The 21,020-nt window shown below is 52.3% G+C and carries 18 protein-coding genes; 5 read left to right on the forward strand and 13 right to left on the reverse strand.

What is annotated here, in order from left to right:
- Nucleotides 1-2: 2 nt before the first annotated feature.
- Nucleotides 3-1,808, forward strand: coding sequence for a translation elongation factor 4 (lepA, locus tag BS29_RS06595; protein ID WP_229956410.1), 1,806 nt, complete (start codon nucleotides 3-5; stop codon nucleotides 1,806-1,808).
- A 393-nt stretch (nucleotides 1,809-2,201) separates the two neighbouring features.
- On the opposite strand, the gene BS29_RS06600 is transcribed toward lepA, so the two are convergent.
- From BS29_RS06600 to prfB, 5 genes are all read right to left on the reverse strand, one after another.
- Nucleotides 2,202-2,978 (reverse strand): class I SAM-dependent methyltransferase, encoded by a 777-nt coding sequence (locus BS29_RS06600; protein ID WP_229956411.1) that lies wholly within the window; start codon nucleotides 2,976-2,978, stop codon nucleotides 2,202-2,204.
- Nucleotides 2,979-3,122: 144 nt separating this feature from the next.
- Entirely contained in the window at nucleotides 3,123-3,983 is an 861-nt protein-coding gene (locus BS29_RS06605; protein WP_229956412.1) for a DJ-1/PfpI family protein, read from the reverse strand.
- Nucleotides 3,984-4,013: 30 nt separating this feature from the next.
- Nucleotides 4,014-6,119, reverse strand: a complete 2,106-nt coding sequence (locus BS29_RS06610) for a TonB-dependent siderophore receptor (protein WP_229956413.1) — start codon at nucleotides 6,117-6,119, stop codon at nucleotides 4,014-4,016.
- Nucleotides 6,120-6,199: 80 nt separating this feature from the next.
- Nucleotides 6,200-6,604, reverse strand: coding sequence for a hypothetical protein (locus tag BS29_RS06615; RefSeq protein ID WP_229956414.1), 405 nt, complete (start codon nucleotides 6,602-6,604; stop codon nucleotides 6,200-6,202).
- Between the two features lie 61 nt (nucleotides 6,605-6,665).
- A complete protein-coding gene (prfB, locus tag BS29_RS06620; RefSeq protein ID WP_229956415.1) occupies nucleotides 6,666-7,793 on the reverse strand; it encodes a peptide chain release factor 2 in 1,128 nt (375 codons plus the stop codon).
- Nucleotides 7,794-8,167: 374 nt separating this feature from the next.
- On the opposite strand from prfB, the gene BS29_RS06625 reads away from it, so the two are divergent.
- Entirely contained in the window at nucleotides 8,168-8,737 is a 570-nt protein-coding gene (locus tag BS29_RS06625) for a phosphoribosyl-AMP cyclohydrolase (RefSeq protein WP_229956416.1), read from the forward strand.
- 99 nt (nucleotides 8,738-8,836) lie between these two features.
- Here the strand turns inward: BS29_RS06625 and BS29_RS06630 are convergent, their stop codons facing one another.
- From BS29_RS06630 to BS29_RS06640, 3 genes are all read right to left on the reverse strand, one after another.
- On the reverse strand, nucleotides 8,837-10,858 hold the full coding sequence (locus BS29_RS06630) for a GMC family oxidoreductase N-terminal domain-containing protein (RefSeq protein WP_229956417.1): 2,022 nt from the start codon (nucleotides 10,856-10,858) through the stop codon (nucleotides 8,837-8,839).
- A 63-nt stretch (nucleotides 10,859-10,921) separates the two neighbouring features.
- Nucleotides 10,922-11,950, reverse strand: coding sequence for a beta-propeller fold lactonase family protein (locus tag BS29_RS06635; RefSeq protein ID WP_229956418.1), 1,029 nt, complete (start codon nucleotides 11,948-11,950; stop codon nucleotides 10,922-10,924).
- Between the two features lie 79 nt (nucleotides 11,951-12,029).
- Nucleotides 12,030-12,797, reverse strand: a complete 768-nt coding sequence (locus BS29_RS06640; protein WP_229956419.1) for a CsgG/HfaB family protein — start codon at nucleotides 12,795-12,797, stop codon at nucleotides 12,030-12,032.
- A gap of 312 nt (nucleotides 12,798-13,109) precedes the next feature.
- On the opposite strand from BS29_RS06640, the gene BS29_RS06645 reads away from it, so the two are divergent.
- Nucleotides 13,110-14,417, forward strand: coding sequence for an FAD-dependent oxidoreductase (locus BS29_RS06645; RefSeq protein WP_229956420.1), 1,308 nt, complete (start codon nucleotides 13,110-13,112; stop codon nucleotides 14,415-14,417).
- Here the strand turns inward: BS29_RS06645 and BS29_RS06650 are convergent.
- Nucleotides 14,414-15,304, reverse strand: coding sequence for an alpha/beta fold hydrolase (locus tag BS29_RS06650; protein ID WP_229956421.1), 891 nt, complete (start codon nucleotides 15,302-15,304; stop codon nucleotides 14,414-14,416). The genes BS29_RS06645 and BS29_RS06650 overlap by 4 nt on opposite strands.
- Before the next feature lie 79 nt (nucleotides 15,305-15,383).
- Between BS29_RS06650 and BS29_RS06655 the strand changes: the two genes are divergently transcribed.
- Together BS29_RS06655 and BS29_RS06660 are read left to right on the forward strand one after the other, a co-directional pair.
- Nucleotides 15,384-17,126, forward strand: a complete 1,743-nt coding sequence (locus BS29_RS06655; protein ID WP_229956422.1) for an N-acyl-D-amino-acid deacylase family protein — start codon at nucleotides 15,384-15,386, stop codon at nucleotides 17,124-17,126.
- 3 nt (nucleotides 17,127-17,129) lie between these two features.
- On the forward strand, nucleotides 17,130-17,525 hold the full coding sequence (locus tag BS29_RS06660) for a hypothetical protein (protein WP_229956423.1): 396 nt from the start codon (nucleotides 17,130-17,132) through the stop codon (nucleotides 17,523-17,525).
- A gap of 92 nt (nucleotides 17,526-17,617) precedes the next feature.
- On the opposite strand, the gene BS29_RS06665 is transcribed toward BS29_RS06660, so the two are convergent.
- From BS29_RS06665 to dnaN, 4 genes are all read right to left on the reverse strand, one after another.
- Nucleotides 17,618-18,700 carry a transporter gene (locus BS29_RS06665; RefSeq protein ID WP_229956424.1) on the reverse strand — a complete coding sequence of 361 codons (1,083 nt, stop codon included), beginning with the start codon at nucleotides 18,698-18,700 and terminating at the stop codon, nucleotides 17,618-17,620.
- A gap of 67 nt (nucleotides 18,701-18,767) precedes the next feature.
- Nucleotides 18,768-19,157: a hypothetical protein gene (locus tag BS29_RS06670; RefSeq protein WP_229956425.1), complete on the reverse strand. Its 390-nt coding sequence runs from the start codon at nucleotides 19,155-19,157 to the stop codon at nucleotides 18,768-18,770.
- A 97-nt stretch (nucleotides 19,158-19,254) separates the two neighbouring features.
- Nucleotides 19,255-19,704, reverse strand: coding sequence for a hypothetical protein (locus BS29_RS06675; protein WP_229956426.1), 450 nt, complete (start codon nucleotides 19,702-19,704; stop codon nucleotides 19,255-19,257).
- A 37-nt stretch (nucleotides 19,705-19,741) separates the two neighbouring features.
- Nucleotides 19,742-20,857, reverse strand: a complete 1,116-nt coding sequence (dnaN, locus tag BS29_RS06680; protein ID WP_229956427.1) for a DNA polymerase III subunit beta — start codon at nucleotides 20,855-20,857, stop codon at nucleotides 19,742-19,744.
- Nucleotides 20,858-21,020: the final 163 nt, after the last annotated feature.

Below are 21,020 nucleotides of genomic sequence, written 5' to 3' on the forward strand. Positions count from 1 at the left end.
ACATGACTGAACGTTCCCACCTTCGTAATTTCTCGATCATCGCGCATATCGACCATGGCAAATCCACGCTGGCCGATCGCTTGATCCAATATACTGGCGGCTTGACCGAGCGCGAGATGAGCGAGCAGGTGCTCGATAACATGGATATCGAGCGGGAACGCGGCATCACCATCAAGGCGCAGACGGTACGACTTAACTATACCGCAAAAAATGGTGAGGCTTATGAGCTCAACCTGATGGACACACCGGGCCATGTCGACTTTGCTTATGAAGTATCGCGCAGCCTGGCCGCCTGTGAAGGTGCATTGCTTGTGGTTGATGCGGCGCAGGGTGTGGAAGCGCAGACGCTTGCCAACGTGTACCAATCGATCGAACATGATCATGAAATTGTACCCGTTCTGAACAAAGTCGATCTGCCTGCTGCAGAGCCCGAGCGCGTTCGTAACGAGATTGAAGAGATAATTGGCCTTGATGCTTCCGAAGCCGTACTCGCATCGGCAAAGTCCGGCATTGGTATTCAGGATATATTGGAGCAGGTTGTCGAGAAGATACCACCGCCCGGTGGTGATCGCGATGCTCCGCTAAAGGCAATGTTGGTCGACAGCTGGTATGACCCTTATCTTGGCGTGGTCATATTGGTTCGCGTTATTGACGGCGTGCTGACCAAGGGACAGCGCATCAAATTCATGGCGCAGGGCACGGAGCATCTCGTCGATCGTGTCGGTTGTATGCGGCCAAAGATTGAGCAGCTGCCCGAACTGGCCGCTGGCGAAATCGGGTTTATCACCGCCCAGATCAAGGAAGTGTCGCAGACTGCTGTTGGTGATACGATTACGACGGTCAAAGACGGTGCAACAGAAGCGTTACCCGGTTTTAAGGAAGTGCAATCTGTAGTTTTCTGCGGTTTGTTCCCGGTTGATGCGGCCGATTTTGAAAAGCTGCGTGAAAGCATCAGCAAGCTGCGGCTGAATGATGCCAGCTTCACCTTTGAAATGGAGACCAGCGCGGCGCTGGGGCAGGGGTTCCGCTGCGGTTTCCTGGGACTTCTGCACCTGGAGATCATACAGGAACGTCTAACCCGCGAATATGACCTCGACCTGATCACAACGGCCCCATCGGTGGTTTACCGCATGGTGATGAATGACGGAACCGAGCAGTTTCTCCACAATCCCGCCGACATGCCGGATGTCGTGAAGATATCCAACATTGACGAGCCATGGATTGAGGCGACGATCTATTGTCCTGCCGAATATCTCGGCGGTATTCTAAAACTTTGTCAGGATCGGCGCGGAGTACAGAAAAATCTAACCTATGTCGGTGACAGGGCGCAGGTGGTTTATGAATTGCCGCTCAATGAAGTGGTGTTCGATTTCTATGATCGCCTGAAGAGTATCTCTCGTGGCTATGCCAGCTTCGATTATCATCAAGTCGGCTTGCGCACGGGCGATCTCGTCAAAATGAACATATTGGTCAACGGTGATCCGGTTGATGCGCTCAGCATGATCGTCCACCGCGATGCTGCGGAATCACGCGGCCGGCATATGTGTGAGCGGCTTAAAGACTTGATCCCCCGCCACTTGTTCAAAATACCCGTTCAGGCGGCCATTGGCGGCAAAGTGATAGCACGTGAGACAATCGCTGCGATGCGCAAGGATGTGACCGCCAAATGCTATGGCGGTGATATCAGCCGTAAAAAGAAGCTGCTCGACAAGCAGAAGAAGGGCAAGGCCAAGATGCGCGAATATGGCAATGTCAGCATTCCGCAAGAGGCGTTTATAGCAGCGCTTAAGATGGGCGACGAAAACTAGTTGCGGACATGACTGCAATGTCAGTTCAATCTATACTGCTCATTTGAGTGAAACTGTTGGTCTCAAAATGCTGTATCGGACGTTTGATATGGTGTATCAAAATATCGGCAGGGTTCTCTACAACCATTATCATGGGACAGAGAACAGACCGTGTGGGACTTTTTTCAATCAAGGCATCAACGCGATAAAGATGCGACGAAAATCCGAAGGCTATTTCACGAATTTGGCGATGAGACGATCGATGTATTGCAAAGGCGTATTCGCAATACCAAGGGGTCGAGGCGTGATCATCGCCATTGGCGGCGGCTACTGAGAAAAGCGAAACGTTTTCGACACCAATATGGTGGGCAGTCTTCGGATCCTGCCGAATAGGAGTAAGCGGTTCGGTACGTTCTATTCCAGCAACTCACATGGTACTATCTTGCCTGGAAGTGGTGATTTGCCAACGGGCCGGAAGCGCGCGAAATAGCCGCCCAGTTCCGGACGTTCCATATAGCCGATCAATTGATAGCCGACGGCTTCAAACTCGCAGAAAAGCTGCTTTGGCGAAATGCCATGCTCCGCAAATGGTCGATCAACATCAACCACGATAACCTCGCCTCCATCATAGCTACCGCCATCTTGATCCCGCCGGATCGATGGACGCAGGCGTGAGAGAAAAGCATAAGGTTCGCGGACCTCATGATACATATGGACCAGAAAAATCCGGTCAAAACTGTCCACTGGCAAACGCGGATCATCCGGTGCGCCCAGTTTGATAGAAACATTATCCAATTCATCGCGTGCAACCCGTTCGGCCAGCCGCTTAATGGCGTCCTCGTCAATATCCTGCGCTAAAACACGGCCATCTTCTCCGACCCGTTCGGCCAGTCGTACGGTATAATAGCCTTCGCCCGCGCCGATATCTGCGACTGTCATGCCCGGAGCAAGGCCCGCCGCTTTCATGATCTCCTCAGCCTCGCCGCGCTTATCGCGAGCGGTCTCCGTCGACCATGCATTGCCGGCAAGTTCTGAAACCGGACGAGAGGCAGGCGGGTAAGCCAGCGCCGTTTCAGGCCGATTGGCATCTTCATCCGGGATACGCTTGCAACCCGCAACCGGAACAGCGATTGCCAGTGCGATAAGCGCCGACAAAGGAAGAGTGAAGAAATCAGATTTGAAAATACGCATGCGCACAGATTTAGGCCAGGGCGACGATTGGGGCAATGGATTTAATTGCGCTGTTCTATGGTCCGTGTGAACCAGTATCCGAGTTAGGAATATCAATATGGAGAGACCACGACACAGATACCGGTTCAGCAGCGCGATTATCAATCAAAGTGCCAGTTGCCGAAATTGTTCGCGGGTGGAAGCAAACATGCCGTTCATAGCATCTGCAACGGCGGGATCGGTTGTTGCGAGCGTTCCGCCATCAACCGGTGGTTCTGGTGCATATTCGGCTTGTAGGCGAAGGGCTTCGGCATATTTGGTTCCTCGCAGTGCAGCAACAAGAGAGAGGCCAAAGTCAATTCCCGCAGACACGCCGGCACCGGTGATGATGTTGCCGTCAACAACCACTCGCTTGTCCACCGGAATGGCACCATAGTCGGGCAGCACCGCATGCGCACCCCAATGCGAGGTTGCTCGCTTTCCTTGTAGCAAACCCGCTTTACCCAATATCATCGATCCGGTGCAGACGCTGGTTATGTAACGGGCTGTTTTAGCCTGTGCTGATATCCAGTTGATCGACCTTTTGTCCGCCATCACCTTGGCAGTTCCGGTCGTGCCGCCCGGAACGAATAGAATGTCGAGTGGTCCGCTTATCTCCTCCAGCTTTGCCGTTGGCGCGATCGCCAATTGCAGGTCAGATGCTACGGGTGCCAGATTTTCCTCTGTGGTTACCAGATCAACTTTTGCACCCATCATACAAGCAAAGAAAAAATGCGGTCCAACAAGATCCAGCGCTGTAAAGCCAGGGTAGAGTAGCATGGCTATCTTTTCATTTCCGTGCATTTTTATGCCTTCGATTTTCATCAAATCAAAATGCGCAGCTTCCGTTTCCTTCTGGGCTGCAGCCAGTGCCGGGGAGATGTCGCCCTCAGCAATTTGTGCCGCGGCCCTTTCGATTGCCAAAAAGGGTGCCGCAAATAGCGCCGATCCGGCACCGAGAAGTAGAGAACGTCTGTCGAGGGTCATAGTTTGTCTCCTGAATAGATATGAAATCGTTTAAAAATCGAAGTTGAGAGTGAGATAGGCAGAACGGGGGTTGCCGGGACGCACCACTGATTGCGCCAGATATTGATAGGGCAGGAAATATTGCTCATCGAAGATATTATCGATCCGCAACCCCAATCGTGCGGGCCCTAGATCGTAGCTCGCCTGTGCGTCAAAAACGATGTAGCTGTCACTACGGACGCTGTTTGGCAAAGTCAGTTCTGCACTGCTCGCCGCCGTCAGCCCCGCACCGATTGCCAAGCCATCTAGGGTGCCGCCGATAAACCGGTATCGAGCGGCAAACCGTCCGGCATGGTCTGGGACCCGCGGTAATTCGTCTCCAGAGGGAATGACAGTGTCAAATGTCACGCGTGCATCGGTATAGGCATAGGTTGCGAGGAAAGACCAATTGCTATTGGGCTCCCAGATCAGGTCGAGTTCAATGCCTTCACTGCGTTGCTCGCCAGTTTGGATGGAAGAGAAGAACGTGTTCGGGTCTGGTGTCGGTACGTTGGTTCGTTTTGAATCGAACCATGCCAAGGTCCCGCTCAGGCCAAGTTCTGCCAATCCCAGTTTGATCCCGGCCTCAAAATTTCGTGCCCGTTCTGGTTTCGGAGCAATATCCGGATTGTTGAAGAAGATCGCAAGTCGCGACCCTTCGGCATAGCCGGCAAATACCGCCAGTCCGTCTACAATATCGAGCGTAGCGCCAATACGCGGGTCCCATTCTTTATACGTTTCCCGATTACCATTGCCGCCGAGATTTTCGCGCAGAGTCAGTTCAGAATATCGTACGCTGGCCAGAATATGGAGGCGATCAAAAATCGAGATCTGATCCTGCACATAGAAAGCTGTTGTGCGATAGTCATTGGCCACAAAAGTATCGAGTGGTGGTATCGGTCCAAAATCCAGATCGCTGTCCGGATCGGCAAAGTCCAGAATACCAAGGGGAACAAGATTGAAACCCGTGGCGGCTTCGTAATCTGTTGCGTCATATTGCGCGCCGACCAACAGGGTATGATTGATCGGTCCGGTATCGAAAATCGCAGTTATGCTGCTGTCCAATGTCCACTCATCAACCTTTGCTGGTAACTGCGCGCTGATGATTGGAAATTCGCTGCCGGTGCCGGGAAAGAAAGAGGTTAAAATCGTTGTTGCGAATTCCCGAAAATCGTTTTCATAGCGCCTTGCTCGAAAATCAAAGGTGAGATTGTCGCCCAAAGGTTGAGACAGAGAGAAATCGGCACTGAGATTTTCTACCACTGTTGGCGGCGCATTGGTTGCGCCGGAAAAACGGAACGGATCAACGCCCGGAAGATCAACCACTGATGCTGGCAGACCAGCATATTCAAGCTGTTCCACCCGACTGTGGGTAAACCGGGCGATAATCTCCGTATCAGTCGGCAATAGCGCGCGTACAGAGGCGTTTACATAAAATCGCTCAATCTCCACGGCATCAATTGCATCCTCCGCATCCTGATATTCGGCAATCAAACGCACAGAAAGATTGTCATCCAGCTGAAGATTGGCATCGCCGCCCAATTGCCATGTATCAAAGCTCCCGGCACGGCCGCGGATAGAAAATTTCGTACCCGGTTCGGCGGTTTTGCTGACAATATTGATCAGTCCGCCAACAGGAGCGCCGGTGCCGCCGCCGAACAGTGCTGATGTTGCACCTTTAGCGACTTCGATACGTTCCACGGCGATCAGGCTGGCTGGGTCTGCTACTGCGGTATCGGCGTAACCGATAAGACCGTCGGTAAACAGTTCTGCCTCAAAACCACGGACAATCGGATTGGCGAGCACCAGTTCCGAGGACAAAGAAGGAATAATGCCAGAGACATTGCGCAGCGCCTCATCCAGCGTATTGAGTTCCTGTTCCTTGATCAATGTGTCGGTCAATACCTGAATGGATTGTGGGACATTAACAAGCGGAACCGGTGTGCGCGTTACGCTAGCAACATCAATCGCATAATTTTGACGAATACCGGTCACCACAATTGTGTTGGATGGTGTCCAAGACTGATCTGGCGCAGACGAATTTTGCGATTCTGGATCAGTCTGAGCGGCTAGGGGGGACGATAGCAGGGCAGCCGCGCATATCGGCGCAGACCGCATTAAAAAACGATTTTTCATTTCTGTTGTGCTTTCCAAATGAATTGAAACGAGATTTGCCGTTCCAGCAAACCGAGCGTAATTCAGAGGGAAACAGGTGGTCCTCGAAGGGGCGGGCGCAGATGCGCTGTGTGGTCTCGCTTAGTGTCGAGCCCAGTCGTCAGGCCAACGAGCATGATGAATGCCAGAGCCAAGGTAAGTTGAATAGGATCTGTGGCAGTCATTGTAGATTTTGAGAAGCTGCTGGACGAACAAGCCTCCCCACTCTGATCAGTTCCGCGCTCATGTTCGCCAGAATCAGAGGCCATCGGTATCTCGATAGTCTGCTCGCTATTGTCCAAGCCGTTGCAAATCTTGACGGATATTGTCTTGCTGTCAGTGCTGATCATATAGCCGCTTGGCACCGCAGCCTTCATGGCAATTGCAAAGAGAAAAAGTGCCAGGAAGCAGACAGGACGGTTTCGAAAAAGATCTCTGATCAGCTTCATGCGGGCGCGGTAGAGCTATCCATTGGGAATTGCAAGACCTGATGGTGTTCGATGTACTGCCCTAGTCAACATCCTCGACTTCGACGGTTTCGCCCGTCACGCGCTGCGAAAGAGCTGCGGCAATAAAGGGATCAATGGCTCCGTCGAGCACATCAGACGGTGCGCTGCTGGTTACGCCGGTGCGCAAATCTTTCACCATCTGATAGGGTTGCAGAACATAGGAACGGATCTGGTGACCCCAACCGATTTCGGTCTTGGCCTGATATTCACCGCTGGCTTCTGCTTCGCGGCGCTGCAGTTCGGCCTCATAGAGACGCGCCTTTAACATACCCATGGCAGTTGCCCTGTTTTTATGCTGGCTGCGGTCATTTTGCGAAGCCACGACAATACCGGTCGGCTGGTGGGTGATGCGCACGGCGCTATCGGTGGTGTTAACATGCTGCCCGCCAGAACCCGAGGCACGATAGGTATCAATTTTCAGATCACCTTCGTTAATCTCAACTTCAAAACTGTCGTCAATCACCGGATAGACCCAGACGCTGGAAAAGCTGGTATGACGCTTTGCGGCACTATCAAATGGCGAGATACGCACCAGTCGGTGAACACCGCTTTCGGTCTTGGCAAAGCCATAGGCGTTCTCGCCCTTGATTTCGATCGTTGCCGATTTGATGCCGGCTTGATCACCTGTCTGATAATCGACCATGGAGACTTTGTAGCCGCGCGCTTCGGCCCAACGCTGATACATGCGTAGCAGCATCTCGGCCCAATCCTGACTTTCGGTTCCGCCGGCGCCGGCATGAATTTCGAGATAGGTATCGAAATTGTCCGCCTCACCAGAGAGTAAAGCCTGTATCTTGTCGCGGTCTGCACGGTCTGCAAGCGTAGCGAGGGTTCCGACCCCTTCGTCGGCGAGACCCTCGTCTCCTTCTTCCTCAGCCATCTCGATAAATTCGAGTGCATCGTCCATTTCTTGCTGAATTTCCCTGGCCGCAGTGATCGATTCATCCAACCGCCGCCGTTCGGTCATGACCGCTTGCGCCGCGCTTTGATCATCCCATAATGTGGGGTCTTCGACCCGCGCATTGAGCTCGTCGAGCCGGCGCAGGGCAACATCCCAATTCAGCGATGTTTTCAGAAGGTCGAGGGCTGCGCTGATCCGGTCGACATGCGCCTGGGCTTCGGCACGCATTATTAGGTCTCCAATTGTCTCTTGGCGCTTCGATTAGACGATTGATCGATTAAGTAAAGTATCGATCCGCAGAAGCGATCTAACCATTTCAAAAGTGTGGGACTTTGATCGAAATGGCCGGGGCATGTGAATAGCGCTATGTATTGATAGTTTCTATCAAGGAGGCCAGATATTTTATATTTGCTCTTAAGTTCGATCGCGTCGATATCCGGTCCACACAAAAAGCTGTTTTGTGTGCCAATTGGAGTGTAACATAATTTTCCCCCAGCAAATCTATTATCGTAACCGCTAGGGGTATATATTCTTGCTGGATCAGATTGCGGGTTTTTGGACATAGCATGATAGCATCCGGCGCGAAGTTGAATAAGGAAACTATGATGAAAAAATTTGCTATCCTGCTTGCAGCAGCGCCACTGGCTCTCGCAGCCTGTTCTTCTGAAACGACAGCAACAGACGCTGCGGCAGAGAGTTCGGAAGCGGCCGCTCCGATAACCGCCGAGGAAGTAACCGCTGCGCAAACGGCATGGGGTGAAGGCATTGTTGCCATTGGTAAGGCGTTCACAGAAGAGGGCGATTTTCGGGCCGCTGCTGACGCGCATATCAAGAAATTCTATGCATATGGCGATGGCACCACCATTCTTTTCAAGCCTACCCTAGCGGCTGAGGACCAGTTCCGCGGCGACTTTGAAGGAGCAATGAGCTATTTTGTCGGCACAGAAGGTTCTGAAGACAAAGGCTTTGCGATTAAGCCATGGACCGCAGTGCGTTGGGAAAACGAAGGCACGGTCGTTGATAGCGATAGCGCGATGGCCATGGGCAATTATTATTTCACCGACACTGACGGCAACGACACCAAAGTTGAATATAGCTTTGGCTATGTCCGCGGCGACGACGGCGAATTGAAAATCAACCTGCATCACAGTTCGGTACCCTTTGGAGGCTAACCGATAGGGGCGAGGCGCCGATTAACGTCGGCGTCTCGTTTCAATTGCGGGCAATGTCTCGCACGCGCCCAGTGTTTTCACCAAAACCAAGGCACAAAATCATCCAAACCGCTTTTTCCCGGCCATCGCTCTGTGAGACATCGCCATCGTGGTGAGCTGGGCATTTACACGGATGCAACTGGGCATCACACTAGCATCGGTAACATAGACATTAGTCGTGCCGTGGACACGTTGGTCCAGATCAACGACCCCTTTGTTTGGATCAGCATTGATTGCATTTCCGCCATGCGGGTGGGAACTGGATAGGACTACATCATCCGGTTCAATAATCGCTTCTTCATAGAACGTATCGATTTCTGCATCGCTCATGCCCTTGCGCAACGTCTGTCCTTTCAGCAGGGCAGGATAGACTTCGATGGCGCCATTGAGAAAATGGACTTTTGTCATTGTGGCTAATGCGCGGCGAAGCAAGGCAAGCTCTGGTTCTCCGACTTTCAATTTCAACTTGCCGTCTTCCATTTTTCCCAGCCTGTCAGCCGGGAACAAGACACCTGCTGATACCAGACGGTTGAAATTGAGCATCCGCCGGAAATGCTCATCAAACCAGCCGGGGACTAAAGTAGCCATGCTCATCGGCGGCTGGAAATGGCTTTCGATCAGATAATCTCCGCGATCAACATAGGTCGCCATCTGGTCTTCGTTCCACACGTTCATATCTTGCCCTTCAGGCATGAGTGCTACGACCGGGCAGGCGATATTTAGCGAAATGCCATCGCCACTATTTTCTATGCCGCTGTTGATCAGCAAGTTACTCGAAGCCATAGCACCGGCCGCCACGACAACGCCCTTGCGTGCGGCTATTCGGCGTTTGCGACCGTCCCGCAAGGTTATGTCTACAGCTTCCGCTACGCGTGTGCCATCGCTGCTGGTTTTCCAGATAATCTCGGTAGCCTCTGCCCCGTCCAGAATACGCGCTGGTTTATCGCGATCTGTGCTGGTCGCATGGGTGAGAAAGCTCTCCGGCATCGCTTTTTTCCGGCCATAGGGGCAGCCGGTATTGCAATAGCCGCAATAGACACATTCGCTATCCGGTGTTTTGGGGCCATAGTTTTTCTGAAACCAGGCGGAGATGGCTTGCTTGTCCATCGGGTCGGTTGATTGGGCGGCATATTTGTTCCATCCATCTATGAGATGCGGACCATTGTTGCGGCCTGATATTGCCGATATCTCTGACACTTCCAGTGCGCCTTCGACGGCTTCATAGCTGGTCGTCAGCTCGGTTTCGGAAATCGGCGCACCCAGATTGGCCCATGTCTGGTAAACATCCTCAGCTTGCGGATGGACGAGGCCGGCATGCTTCATGCGCAAGCAAATGCCATTGTTGATCACTGTCGAGCCGCCAACCACGCGGCCTTGAAAGACGATCACGTCGCGGTCCTTGGTAGTTTGGAGCGCACCATCTTTGAACAGCCGCGCCGTCATTCTCGCTTCTTCATGGGTGATGCGTGAGGAGGGATAGTTATAGCCTGCTTCGAGGATCAAGACCTCATGGCCTTCATCCGCGACGGATGCGGCAGCAACGGCGCCTCCGGCGCCTGAGCCGATGACGATGACATCCACGGTTTCCGGAATAGCATCATGACCGACAAAAACTTCGGCTTTCAGATCGCGTCGTGGTTCTCGTTTTATTGGCAGTTCACCGGGCGCAGAACGGTCACGTTGGCCGGGAAGTTGATATTTCAGCCGTTGGTAAATGGGATTATCGAAATTGGTTTCTTCATCGCCATGTTCCCAATGGCCATAATAGCCGGCAAGGATTACGCCCTTGGTCCGGGCAATGTCCTGAAAAAGATCGACACGGGTGTTTTGCAAGCGCCGACGGATTAGCGACTGACGCATTTTTGGTGATGCCAAAAAGAAAAACGGCCCACCAAGGATCAGGAAAAGACCATATAAGGCCAGCCCGATTTCCTTTGGTTTGTCGCCATCGATATTGGAAAAATGTTCCTGCAAATTGTCAACGACCTGCGAAGGAGAAATCGCCATCGGTGTTTCGTGGAACAGTGTCTCGGTGAGCGCTTTTAACATGCGCGCTTGCAGCCGGTTAAATGGTTTTTGCATGTCTATCTTCCTAAGTGCGACCCCAGAAAAATAATTCCATCAAATTTCGAGCAGGCTTTTGCCCTAGTCGTTATGAGACGCTTTCACAGCGCGGGCGATGCCCAAGCCATCACCATTGGTTCCACCAGCCAAGCGGCCGATCAGTTTGCCTTCAATCATGTCGATCTCAGCGATCCGGTTCAATTCGGTTTCAGCGACATAAAGACGTTGTCCATCCGCTGAAAAAAGAATGGTGACCTGTCCTGAATCCGGCGTTCCGCTAACCTTGATTTGGCCCTTGGGCTTCCGGCTTGCGACATCAAATAAACCAAGTGCGCCGTCGGCATAGTTGGATGTTACAGCCGTTTTTCCATCGGGGCTGATAGCCACTCTGATCGGGAATTTTCCGGTCTTCAGAACCGTCAGTTCCTCAAGCGTTTGTGCATCAAAGACGTACAAACTGTCACTACGGCGATCTGCAACCCAAACGGTTTTACCATCTGGTGTAACCGCGATACCTTCTGGTTCCGTGCCAGCTTCCACGTCGGTTATCTTGCGGTTTCTTTCCAGATCAAGCACGCTGACTGTTCCGGACTGCATATTGCTGGTGAAGGCACGATTTTTATCGGGCGTGACCACCACCATATGACTGCCTTTTTGTCCGGTGGATATTTGACTGACTTGACGCGTCTGGGCTTCTCCAGTTGGCGGAGACACGATGGCAATGCTGTCGCTGCCTTCGGTAGAGGCAATTATCCGGCCGTCATCGAGCCAGACTATACCATGGGGTCTTTTGTTGGGTGCAAGATCGATGGTTTCGATCTTCTCCCGCGCTGCAATATCAAAGATGTCGATATGTTGTGCGCCATAAGATACGATGGCAGCCAATCGGCCATCCGGCGAGATTGCAACTTCATGCGGGTTCTTACCTGTATCGCGGCGGGCAATCTCGCGGCCAGTTGTCAAATCAATAAAGCTGAGAGTGTCCTCTCCTTTGTTCCCCACGAGCAAGATTTCATTGGGGTGCTGCTTATAGGGCGGCGCCTGCTCCGCTGAGGCTGAGCATGAAGCAAATAAAGCTGCTGATATGAAAGCAAATGCAATTTTCTTCATTCCTGCCATCTCCTTAAAAAATCCCCGGCAAAGCGAAGAACGATGCCGGGGATGTTTCATCTCAAAAGACCAGAGGCTCCTATTCCGCTTGTGGAGCAGCCGCACTGGGGTCTTCAGGAAGACCGCCAAGTTGCGACACCATTTTTGTGTAAGCATCGAGATAGGCGAGGGCCATGACCCGGCCGATTTGCGTGTCGGTATAACCGCCACCAGCCGCGCCTGCGAGCGCGCCGCCGAAGAAGCCGCCGCCTCCACCGCCAAATTTCAAATCAGATTTACGGGAATAGCCCTCGGTGATACGCTCCATTTCAGTGGTGCGTACGTTCACCAGCGACAAAGTGACATTAGCCTCTTTCTTGTTGATTTTGACACCGCCAAATACGCCGCCAAAAGCGCGGCGTCCAAGGCCGCCTAGCAAAGCGCCCCCGACACCGCCGCCGCCAGACCGTGCGTTGGCCGAGATAATATCAGGTACCATGACATAGTCCGCCGCTTTGACTTGGCGCTTGCCAATATTGGATCCGCGTTGCAGTTCTCCGGAATCGGCAAGAGCGCGTTCGACCGCTCTGCTAGCAAGGCCGCGGCCACGATCAACCAGACCGAAACAACCGGAGCGTGCGACAAACGTCTTGATCAAGGCTTCCGGAGATCCGAGCTTGTAGCTAACCCACCAGCGTTGTTCGGGTTCAACAATCGCAATTGTTCCCAGTTTTTTGTAGCATACCGGAATCTCGGCAACACCGCGTTCCTGGGCTTTTTGTCCTTTGGATTTACCAGCCGCTAATGCGGTTCCACCCGAAAGTGCTATGGATGAGACAGCGATGGCAGTTATGATTTTCTTCAACATGATATTCCCTCCGATTAAAAATACCCTGCCAGCAAGAGTGAACTGAACCGATCAATCTCATGCCATGCGGCAGAACAGTTTGCGACACCAAATTTGCGATACGATAAGAGCATCGATGCGTAATTAGATCTCGTTATATGTTGTAATGGTAATAGGCTTTCCTGATTGTGATCTATAGCACGTTTTAGACATGCTGTTTTTTCGTCTGTCTGCCAACCAAAAAGATAGTCATCAGCTGTAACTCTTTCCTTTTATAATTATGCCGTTAGCATGCACCGAAAGATATATGACCTTGAGTCTGGGAGGAACTGCATGCGGCATATTGCGATCATAGGGTCGGGGCCAGCGGGCTATTATTCGGCAGAGGCAGCGCAGAAAAAATATGGCGATGCCGTAACAGTCGATATTATTGACCGTTTGCCGGTTCCCTTTGGTTTGATTCGAACAGGAGTCGCGCCAGATCATCAATCGATTAAGGCTGTATCACGGCGCTACGAAAAAACGGCATTGGGCGACAATATACATTTTATCGGAAATGTGTCGGTCGGCGATGATGTCAGCATAGAAGAGCTGCAGGGTTTTTATGATGCGGTCATCTTAGCCACCGGTGCACCAAATGATCGACCTCTGGATATCGAGGGCAGTGATTTACCAGGGGTGATCGGCAGCGCAGCCTTCGTCGGCTGGTATAATGGCCATCCTGATTTTCGCGAACTGGACCCGCCCCTGGGTGGAAAATCCGTGGCGGTTATCGGGAATGGCAATGTTGCTTTGGACGTCGCACGCATCTTGGCTAAGACTGAGGGGGAGTTTGCTGGCAGCGACATTGTCGCTCATGCGCTTGACCAGTTGAAGCAGAGCAATATCGAGAAAATTACTCTGTTGGGCCGCCGAGGTCCGCATCAAATTGCGATGACGCCAAAAGAATTGGGCGAGCTGGGACATCTTGAGCGGGCGCAGCCGGTTGTCGACATGTTGGATTTTCCTGATGAAGGCGCGGATGCGATGCTGGAACCAGGTATGCGCAAATCGGTTACCCATTTGAGAAGCTTTTTTTCGCGCGCTGGGGAGTTACGGGAAAAGCCAGTGAAAATTGATTTCGACTTTTTCGCGATGCCGGTTACGATTGAAGGGGATGGCAAGGTTGAAAAGCTGATTGTTGAGAAAACTGAGCTGGATGCTGACCTGCGGTCAAAGGGTACCGGTGAGAGATATGAACTGGATTGTTCCATGGTGATCAGTTGTATCGGTTATCGCACACCGCCGATTGAGGGTGTCCCCTATGAACATGGGCGCGGCCGTTTTGCCAATGTTGATGGACGGATCTTGCCTGGCCTCTATTGTGTAGGCTGGGCGAGACGTGGGCCGACCGGGACGATCGGTACCAATAAACCTGATGGTTTTGCGATTATTGAAGCCGTGGCCGAAGATATTGGAACGGGCGACAATAAAGAGGGCCGCAAGGGTTTAGACCGGCTGTTTGATCGTAGCGGCGTCGATGCAGTCACATTTCGCGACTGGAAAAAGATTGAGGAAGCCGAAATCGCCAATGCTCGGGATGGTGCACCACGAGAGAAGTTTACCGATATTGCGGATATGATCGCGGCCCGGGACGACTAAGCCAACCACTTGCACAGGATCGTATTGACCTGTTCGGGCGCTTCCTGCTGAACCCAATGCGACACGCCGGGCAGACGATGAAGTTCGAAATCGGACACCCATTGTTCCGTGCCCTCTGTGCATCGGATATTAAGTGCACTGTCTTCTTCGCCCCAAATCATCAATGTCGGTGTGTCGAGCATCTTGTTCTCGACATCAATCGTATCTCTGTGCCGTAATAACGCTCGGTAATAGTTGATCATTGCCGTCAGGGAACCGCGGCGCATCGCTGCTTTTGCAAAAACGTCCAGTGCTTCTTCCGAAAAATTGCTTTGATCAACGGCCATATTGGAGAACGCTTTCTTGATCGCTCTACCATTTCCACGGGAGATCAGAAATTCGGGCAACCAGGGCAGCTGGAAAAAGAAGATATACCAGCTGCGCCTCAACTGGCGCCAATGTTTGATTTCGCGCTTGCCGACCATCGGGTGAGGCACATTCATGATCACCAGACGTTGGAGCGGGCGAATTTTCTGTATCGCAAAAGCCCAGGCGACAATCGCTCCCCAATCATGTGCGATAAGCGTCACTTCCTTAGCCCCGCTGGCATCGATCAATGCTCCAACATCCGCGCAAAGATGATCCAATGCGTAATCCCGAATTTCGGCTGGTTTGCTGGATCCGCCATAGCCGCGCATGTTCGGTGCCCAGACGCGAAAACCTTGTTCGACCAGCAAAGGGATTTGAAAGCGCCACGAATAATGCAGCTCCGGGAATCCATGCAGGCACAAAGCGAGTTTCTCGCCTTCACCGGCCTGCGCGATTTCGAAACTCTGACCATTGGCTTCAACCCAATTTATCGAGATTCCGCTGGCAGGATCAGGATTCCAGGAAGGCGTATTTGTCATAGAGGATGTCTAACAGGAGATGGCTTTAATCATCCAGTTAAATCTGCTATTCCGTTGCAAAATAATCAGGAGAGACTCGATGCATGATCTGGTAATTCGCGGCGGTACGGTGGTTGACGGTACGGGTGGGGCACCCTTTACAGCGGATGTCGCAATTGACGGCGATCGTATTTCCCTCGTTGGCATGGTGACCGCAGAAGGCCGCGAAGAAATTGATGCGACGGGCAAAATTGTCTCTCCCGGCTTTGTGGATGTGCACACGCATTATGATGGGCAGGCAACCTGGGATGATGAAATGGCACCGTCCAGCTGGCACGGAGTTACAACGGTTGTAATGGGCAATTGCGGCGTCGGCTTCGCCCCTGCTAAGCCGGACAAACATGATTGGTTGATCGGTCTGATGGAGGGGGTTGAGGATATTCCTGGTACGGCCCTTGCCGAAGGCATGAAATGGAACTGGGAAACCTTTCCGGAATATATGGATGCGTTAGAGGAGCTGCCCCGGACGATTGATGTCGCAACTCACGTTCCCCATGGCGCTATTCGTGCCTATGTCCTGGGCGATCGCGAGAAGCCGGGTGCCGTCCCGACAGACGAAGATATCGAAAAGATGTCGAATATCGTTGAGGATGGATTGAAGGCCGGTGCATTGGGTTTTTCGACATCACGGACGGTTCTTCACCGTTCGGTTGATGGTGAATTGGTGCCGGGCACGACGGCCACCAAAGAAGAACTAATCAGTATCGGCCGCGCCATGGGCCGGGTTGGCTATGGTGTCTTCGAAATGGCGTCCGATCTGAATCGGGAGTGGGATGAGTTTGGCTGGATGGGCGATCTGAGCCGCGAGACCGGACTGCCGGTCACGTTTGCCGCTCTGCAATCCATTGCCAAGGACCAGCCACTGGAAGAGCAAATTTCCAATATGCGGGCGGAAAATGACAATGGCGCCAACATCGTTGCGCAAATTGCTTTGCGCGGAAACGGTATCATTATGGCGTGGCAAGGCACCGTTCACCCCTTTGTGCGCAAGCCAAGCTGGGAAGCGATTGCGGACCTGCCGTGGGAAGAAAAATATGCGCGGCTCAGCGATCCTGAGTTTAAAGCCAAATTAATTGGTGAAGCTAGTCTGCCAGCAGAAAATGTCGATATGGCGCCGGTGCAGTTCATCGTGACCGATGGTTGGGCGATGCATTACCAGATGGATGATGGTTTCAACTATGAACCGACGGCCGAGGAAAGCATCAATGCCCGGGCCAATGCAGCAGGCGTGACGCCAGCAGAATATGCGTATGACTTGCTGATGTCAGATGAAGGCAAGGGGCTGATTTACCTACCTATTCTCAATTATATCGATGGTAATCTGGATTTCCTGCATCCTTTGCAACACGCGGATGATACGGTGAATAGCCTGTCCGATGGCGGTGCGCATTGCGGTACGATTTGTGATGCCGCAAGCCCGACATTCATGCTCGAACACTGGGTTAAAAATCGTGAGCGCGGTACCATTACCATAGAAAACGCGATCAAACGGCAATGCCTGGATACAGCACGTCTTTATGGTCTAAATGATCGCGGTGTGTTGAAACCCGGTTTTCTAGCGGATGTAAATGTCATTGATATGGACCGGATCAAGCTCGGAAAGCCTTGGTTGGCCTTCGATCTTCCAGCTGGCGGCAAGCGCTTGCTGCAAAAGGCGGATGGCTATGACTATACGATCAAGTCCGGGCAGGTGACGTTCAAAGGCGGCATTGTGACCGATAAACGTCCTGGCGGTTTGATCCGCGGTCCGCAGAATGTTGAAATGCTGGAGGCGGCTGAGTAGGCAATGCTCACGGGTGCCGGTCTGTTAAGGCTGGCCTATGTCGCCAATATTTTGATATTAGTGCCGATTTGCTGGAACATGTTTCTTGGCAGCGGTGTGGCCAGTGTCTTCGAAGGTAAAGTTGCAGAATCGGCTGGTCTCCGATTGTTGGTTGGCAGCTTGTGGCTGGCGATACTTGTCGGCTCAGCAGCTGGTCTGCTCGCGCCACGTTTCTTTGCGCCGATTGTGTTGATCCAGATATTCTACAAAGCCATGTGGTTGTTGATGTTTATCATGCCCTTGGTGATATCCGGAAAATCGGATCAGGTTCCGTGGGGAATATCGACCACCTTTATCGTTATCGTAGCCAGCTATCCGTTTCTATTCTGGTTTTCGGGCGTTTGGCGAAGTAATTTATGAATATGCTCCGCACTTGGTGTGGAGCCTAGAATAGCCGTCGCACTTCAGTGTTACGTGCTCCGCATCAAGTGCGGAGCACGTAGTGAATTGGTCTAAAACGCTTTTTGCCAACCGATGGTAAACATCCAGTCACCGGTCATCTGGGGACCGTTAAGGTCTTGATAGACCGGTGCTCCAACCTCAATGCCCAAACGGTGACCGGCCAGCGGTCCGTGGGTGCCAACCAGATTGATACCTCCGATTAGATCAACACGCTCACCGCCCTGAAAGTCAGGGTTGGCGGTTTGCACTGGTCCTGTGATCATGGGGTCAATGCCTTGAACTCGGCTGGTCGTCCTACCTTTGATCCGGCCAGAAAGACTGATCCACTGTGCCGGTCGGTAGCTGATCCAGGTGGTCAACTCATGGACATCACCAAAGCGGTATCCTTGGTCGTTGGTTCCCGTCCGGATGGTACCTGCATATTGCGAACCCAAGCCTATAGACCCGTGCCAGCTCTTGTAGGTTATCGATGGTTTGAGATCCCAAGTCCCCGAACCGATTTGCATCATGTAAGGCACACGTACAGTTGGTTCTCCACCCATAGGCGTAAGGATCTGAGCTGTTTTGGTTGTTGAGCCAGTAGGGATGGAAACAGCGGCTCGGACATTGAGTTCGCGTTGTACATCGGCCTTACGGTCAGCCACACCGAGTATTGGGAAAATACCGCCAAGCGTGATGTCGCCAAAACCTTTGGGATTGGTCGTGAAGTTCCCCCTCACATTGGTACCAGCACCGCCGGCATATGTGATATGCTCCATTTCTTTCTCGACATAGCTGCCCATCGCAATGAGCGTTACCCAGTCCGTAGGCGCATACATCGCGCCTACCATTGTCATGTCGGTGCGCATCGATGTGGGAACGATCCGTAAGGTTGGTGGCTGACCCGGCGCACCAAAAAAGCGGTTGGGAATGGTTGTTACAATTTCATCTGGTGAGACGCTGTCGGTCCCAATTTGATTGCCGCTCATTTCCATATGCATATGGCGAACGGAGACCATAAATTCGCCCTGCTTATGCGCATGGTCGGCCATCACACCAATTGGTGCATGATCATCCGCCATAACATCATGGGCCAGGGCGGGGGTAGTCAAGCAGGCAGCGATCATCGCCCCTGCACGCAATGAATTTTTCATGGATTTTTCCTGTAATTATTTGATTTTTGGCCATCGGAACTTTTCCGATGGTTCAATATGTCGGTAATCAGATAAGGACAGGCGGTCCGGTTGCAGGCGGAATGTTGATCCGATTGCGGATTACAAAATGATGCCTGTTTACCGGTTCGTGAGGAGCAGAGACCTCCTCTCTCAAGGCGACTACAGGTCCCGATGTTAGCAGCGTAGCTCCTGAAGCGCTTGCAAAGCTACAGACAGAATTTTCAGTTTCGGGAACAGGTGCATCTCGTGGCTCTGGACCGCCATAAACCATTGCCAGCATCGCATAGTCGGGATGATCCGGCATAATGGTCAACTTATTGTTTGCATGGCCTGAGCAAAGCCGGATTGAAAAACCATCCGCGTCTTGGGTGGGCATGAAACCCTGCGGAGACAGGGCGGAAAGCACCAGTGCAAATACGGTCAGGGTGATAGACACCAAATTGCGTAACGGCTGTCGAGAAGAGGGGGCTACATTCATCGTCGTCGAGGGCCTATAATCTCCCTTGCTACCCTTGGCCAGCATGGAATGGTGATCAGGATAATTCTATTGGACTTTGTCCGGCGATTATCTCTGCCGTTCTGTTTGCAATGATCAAGAAACCGCTTTCTGGTGTTCCGAAGCCCAAGCGATGGCGCTTGAACTTGAAAACTGACGCATCGGAGACATTGATTTGGCTCCAGGGAACGAAAAAAGGTCGCTGGAAAGGGCCGAAAATCTTCCACACGGATATGCGCAATCCCGTCCGGCAAACATCAAAGCGCAAGCAACCTGAGAAATTGACCTTGGCCGAAGCGATTCCGCCCATTGCTCCAGATTGTGCACGCATGACGATCAGGCTCTGGTCCGGCCTATCGGGAAAACGGTCTTGCAATTTGGTCCATCCGGAGATGCGGGCAAGCAAAGTAACGACCAACAACCACATGCCCAAAAAAATGGCCATGAACAGGAACAATATCGTTGTCTCGTCAAATGGAATGCCCATAAAAACGAGCGCTTCAGCGTCGGGCGAAGAGACCTTATTACACCCGCATTGGCATCAGCACATATAGAGCTGGCGACTTATCATCCTCGCGAATGAGCGTTGGCGCACTGGCATCGGCCAGATGGAGTTCGACATTGTCGCCCTCAATCTCACCCAATATGTCGAGCAAATAGCGCGAGTTAAAACCGATTTCGAAACCGTCTTCCTTGTAAGCGCCTGGTACTTCTTCGGCTGCAGTACCATTTTCAGGTGAGGTAACCGAAAGCGTGATCTTGTCGTCGCCCAGTGCCATCTTGACCGCTCGGGTCTTTTCGGTGGCTATGGTGGAAACACGATCCACGCCTTGCGCAAAGCTTTTGGGATCGATTTTCAAGATCTTGTCATTTCCGGTCGGAATAACGCGGGTATAGTCCGGGAAAGTTCCGTCAATCAGCTTGCTAGTCAGGATTGCTGTACCCAGAGTGAAACGGATCTTACTGGCCGACAAATCAATCTGCACCGATGCTTCGCTATTCTCGTCCAGCAACTTGCGCAGTTCATTCACACATTTGCGAGGGACAATCACATCCGGCATGCCTTCAGCACCCGCAGGGCGGGGCAGGGTGACACGGGCCAAGCGGTGACCATCGGTCGCTGCAGCTTTCAGAACCGGCGTTTCTTCGTCCTGTACGTGCAGAAAAATGCCGTTCAGATAGTAACGCGTTTCCTCGGTCGAGATCGCAAATTTCGTCTTGTCGATAATTTGGATCAAGGAAGCAGCAGGTAATTCAAAGCTTGTCGGTAGATCGCCCTCGGCAATGATTGGAAAGTCATCGCGCGGCAAGGTTTGCAAATTGAACCGTGCGCGACCTGCATTAACTTTCATCTTGCCCTCGGCAGCATCCATCTGGACCTGGGAACCATCTGGTAATTTTCGGGCAATATCGAACAATGTATGTGCAGAGACGGTAATCGAACCAGCGGTTTCAACCTGTGCATCGACGGTTTCCACGACTTGTAGATCAAGGTCGGTAGCCATCAGTTTGATGCCGCCGCCCTCACTGGCTTCGATCAATACGTTGGACAATATGGGGATTGTATTGCGCCGCTCAACTACCGACTGGACATGGCCCAGACTTTTCAGCAGTGCTGCGCGTTCAATTGTCGCTTTCATAAACCGTCCTTCATTTCCTGTCGCTGAGCGGTTTACCCGCCCTAGTGGCTGTGTGAGGGGCGCAGCAAGAGACTCCGCCAAATTCACAGATAGTCATCGCTTCATTAACAATATCAACCAATAGGGCAAGCCCGATGCAGAAGCTGAGAAATATATTGCGGTG

The sequence above is a fragment of the Parasphingorhabdus litoris DSM 22379 genome, assembly GCF_020906275.1.
GTDB classification, from domain to species: Bacteria; Pseudomonadota; Alphaproteobacteria; order Sphingomonadales; family Sphingomonadaceae; genus Parasphingorhabdus; species Parasphingorhabdus litoris.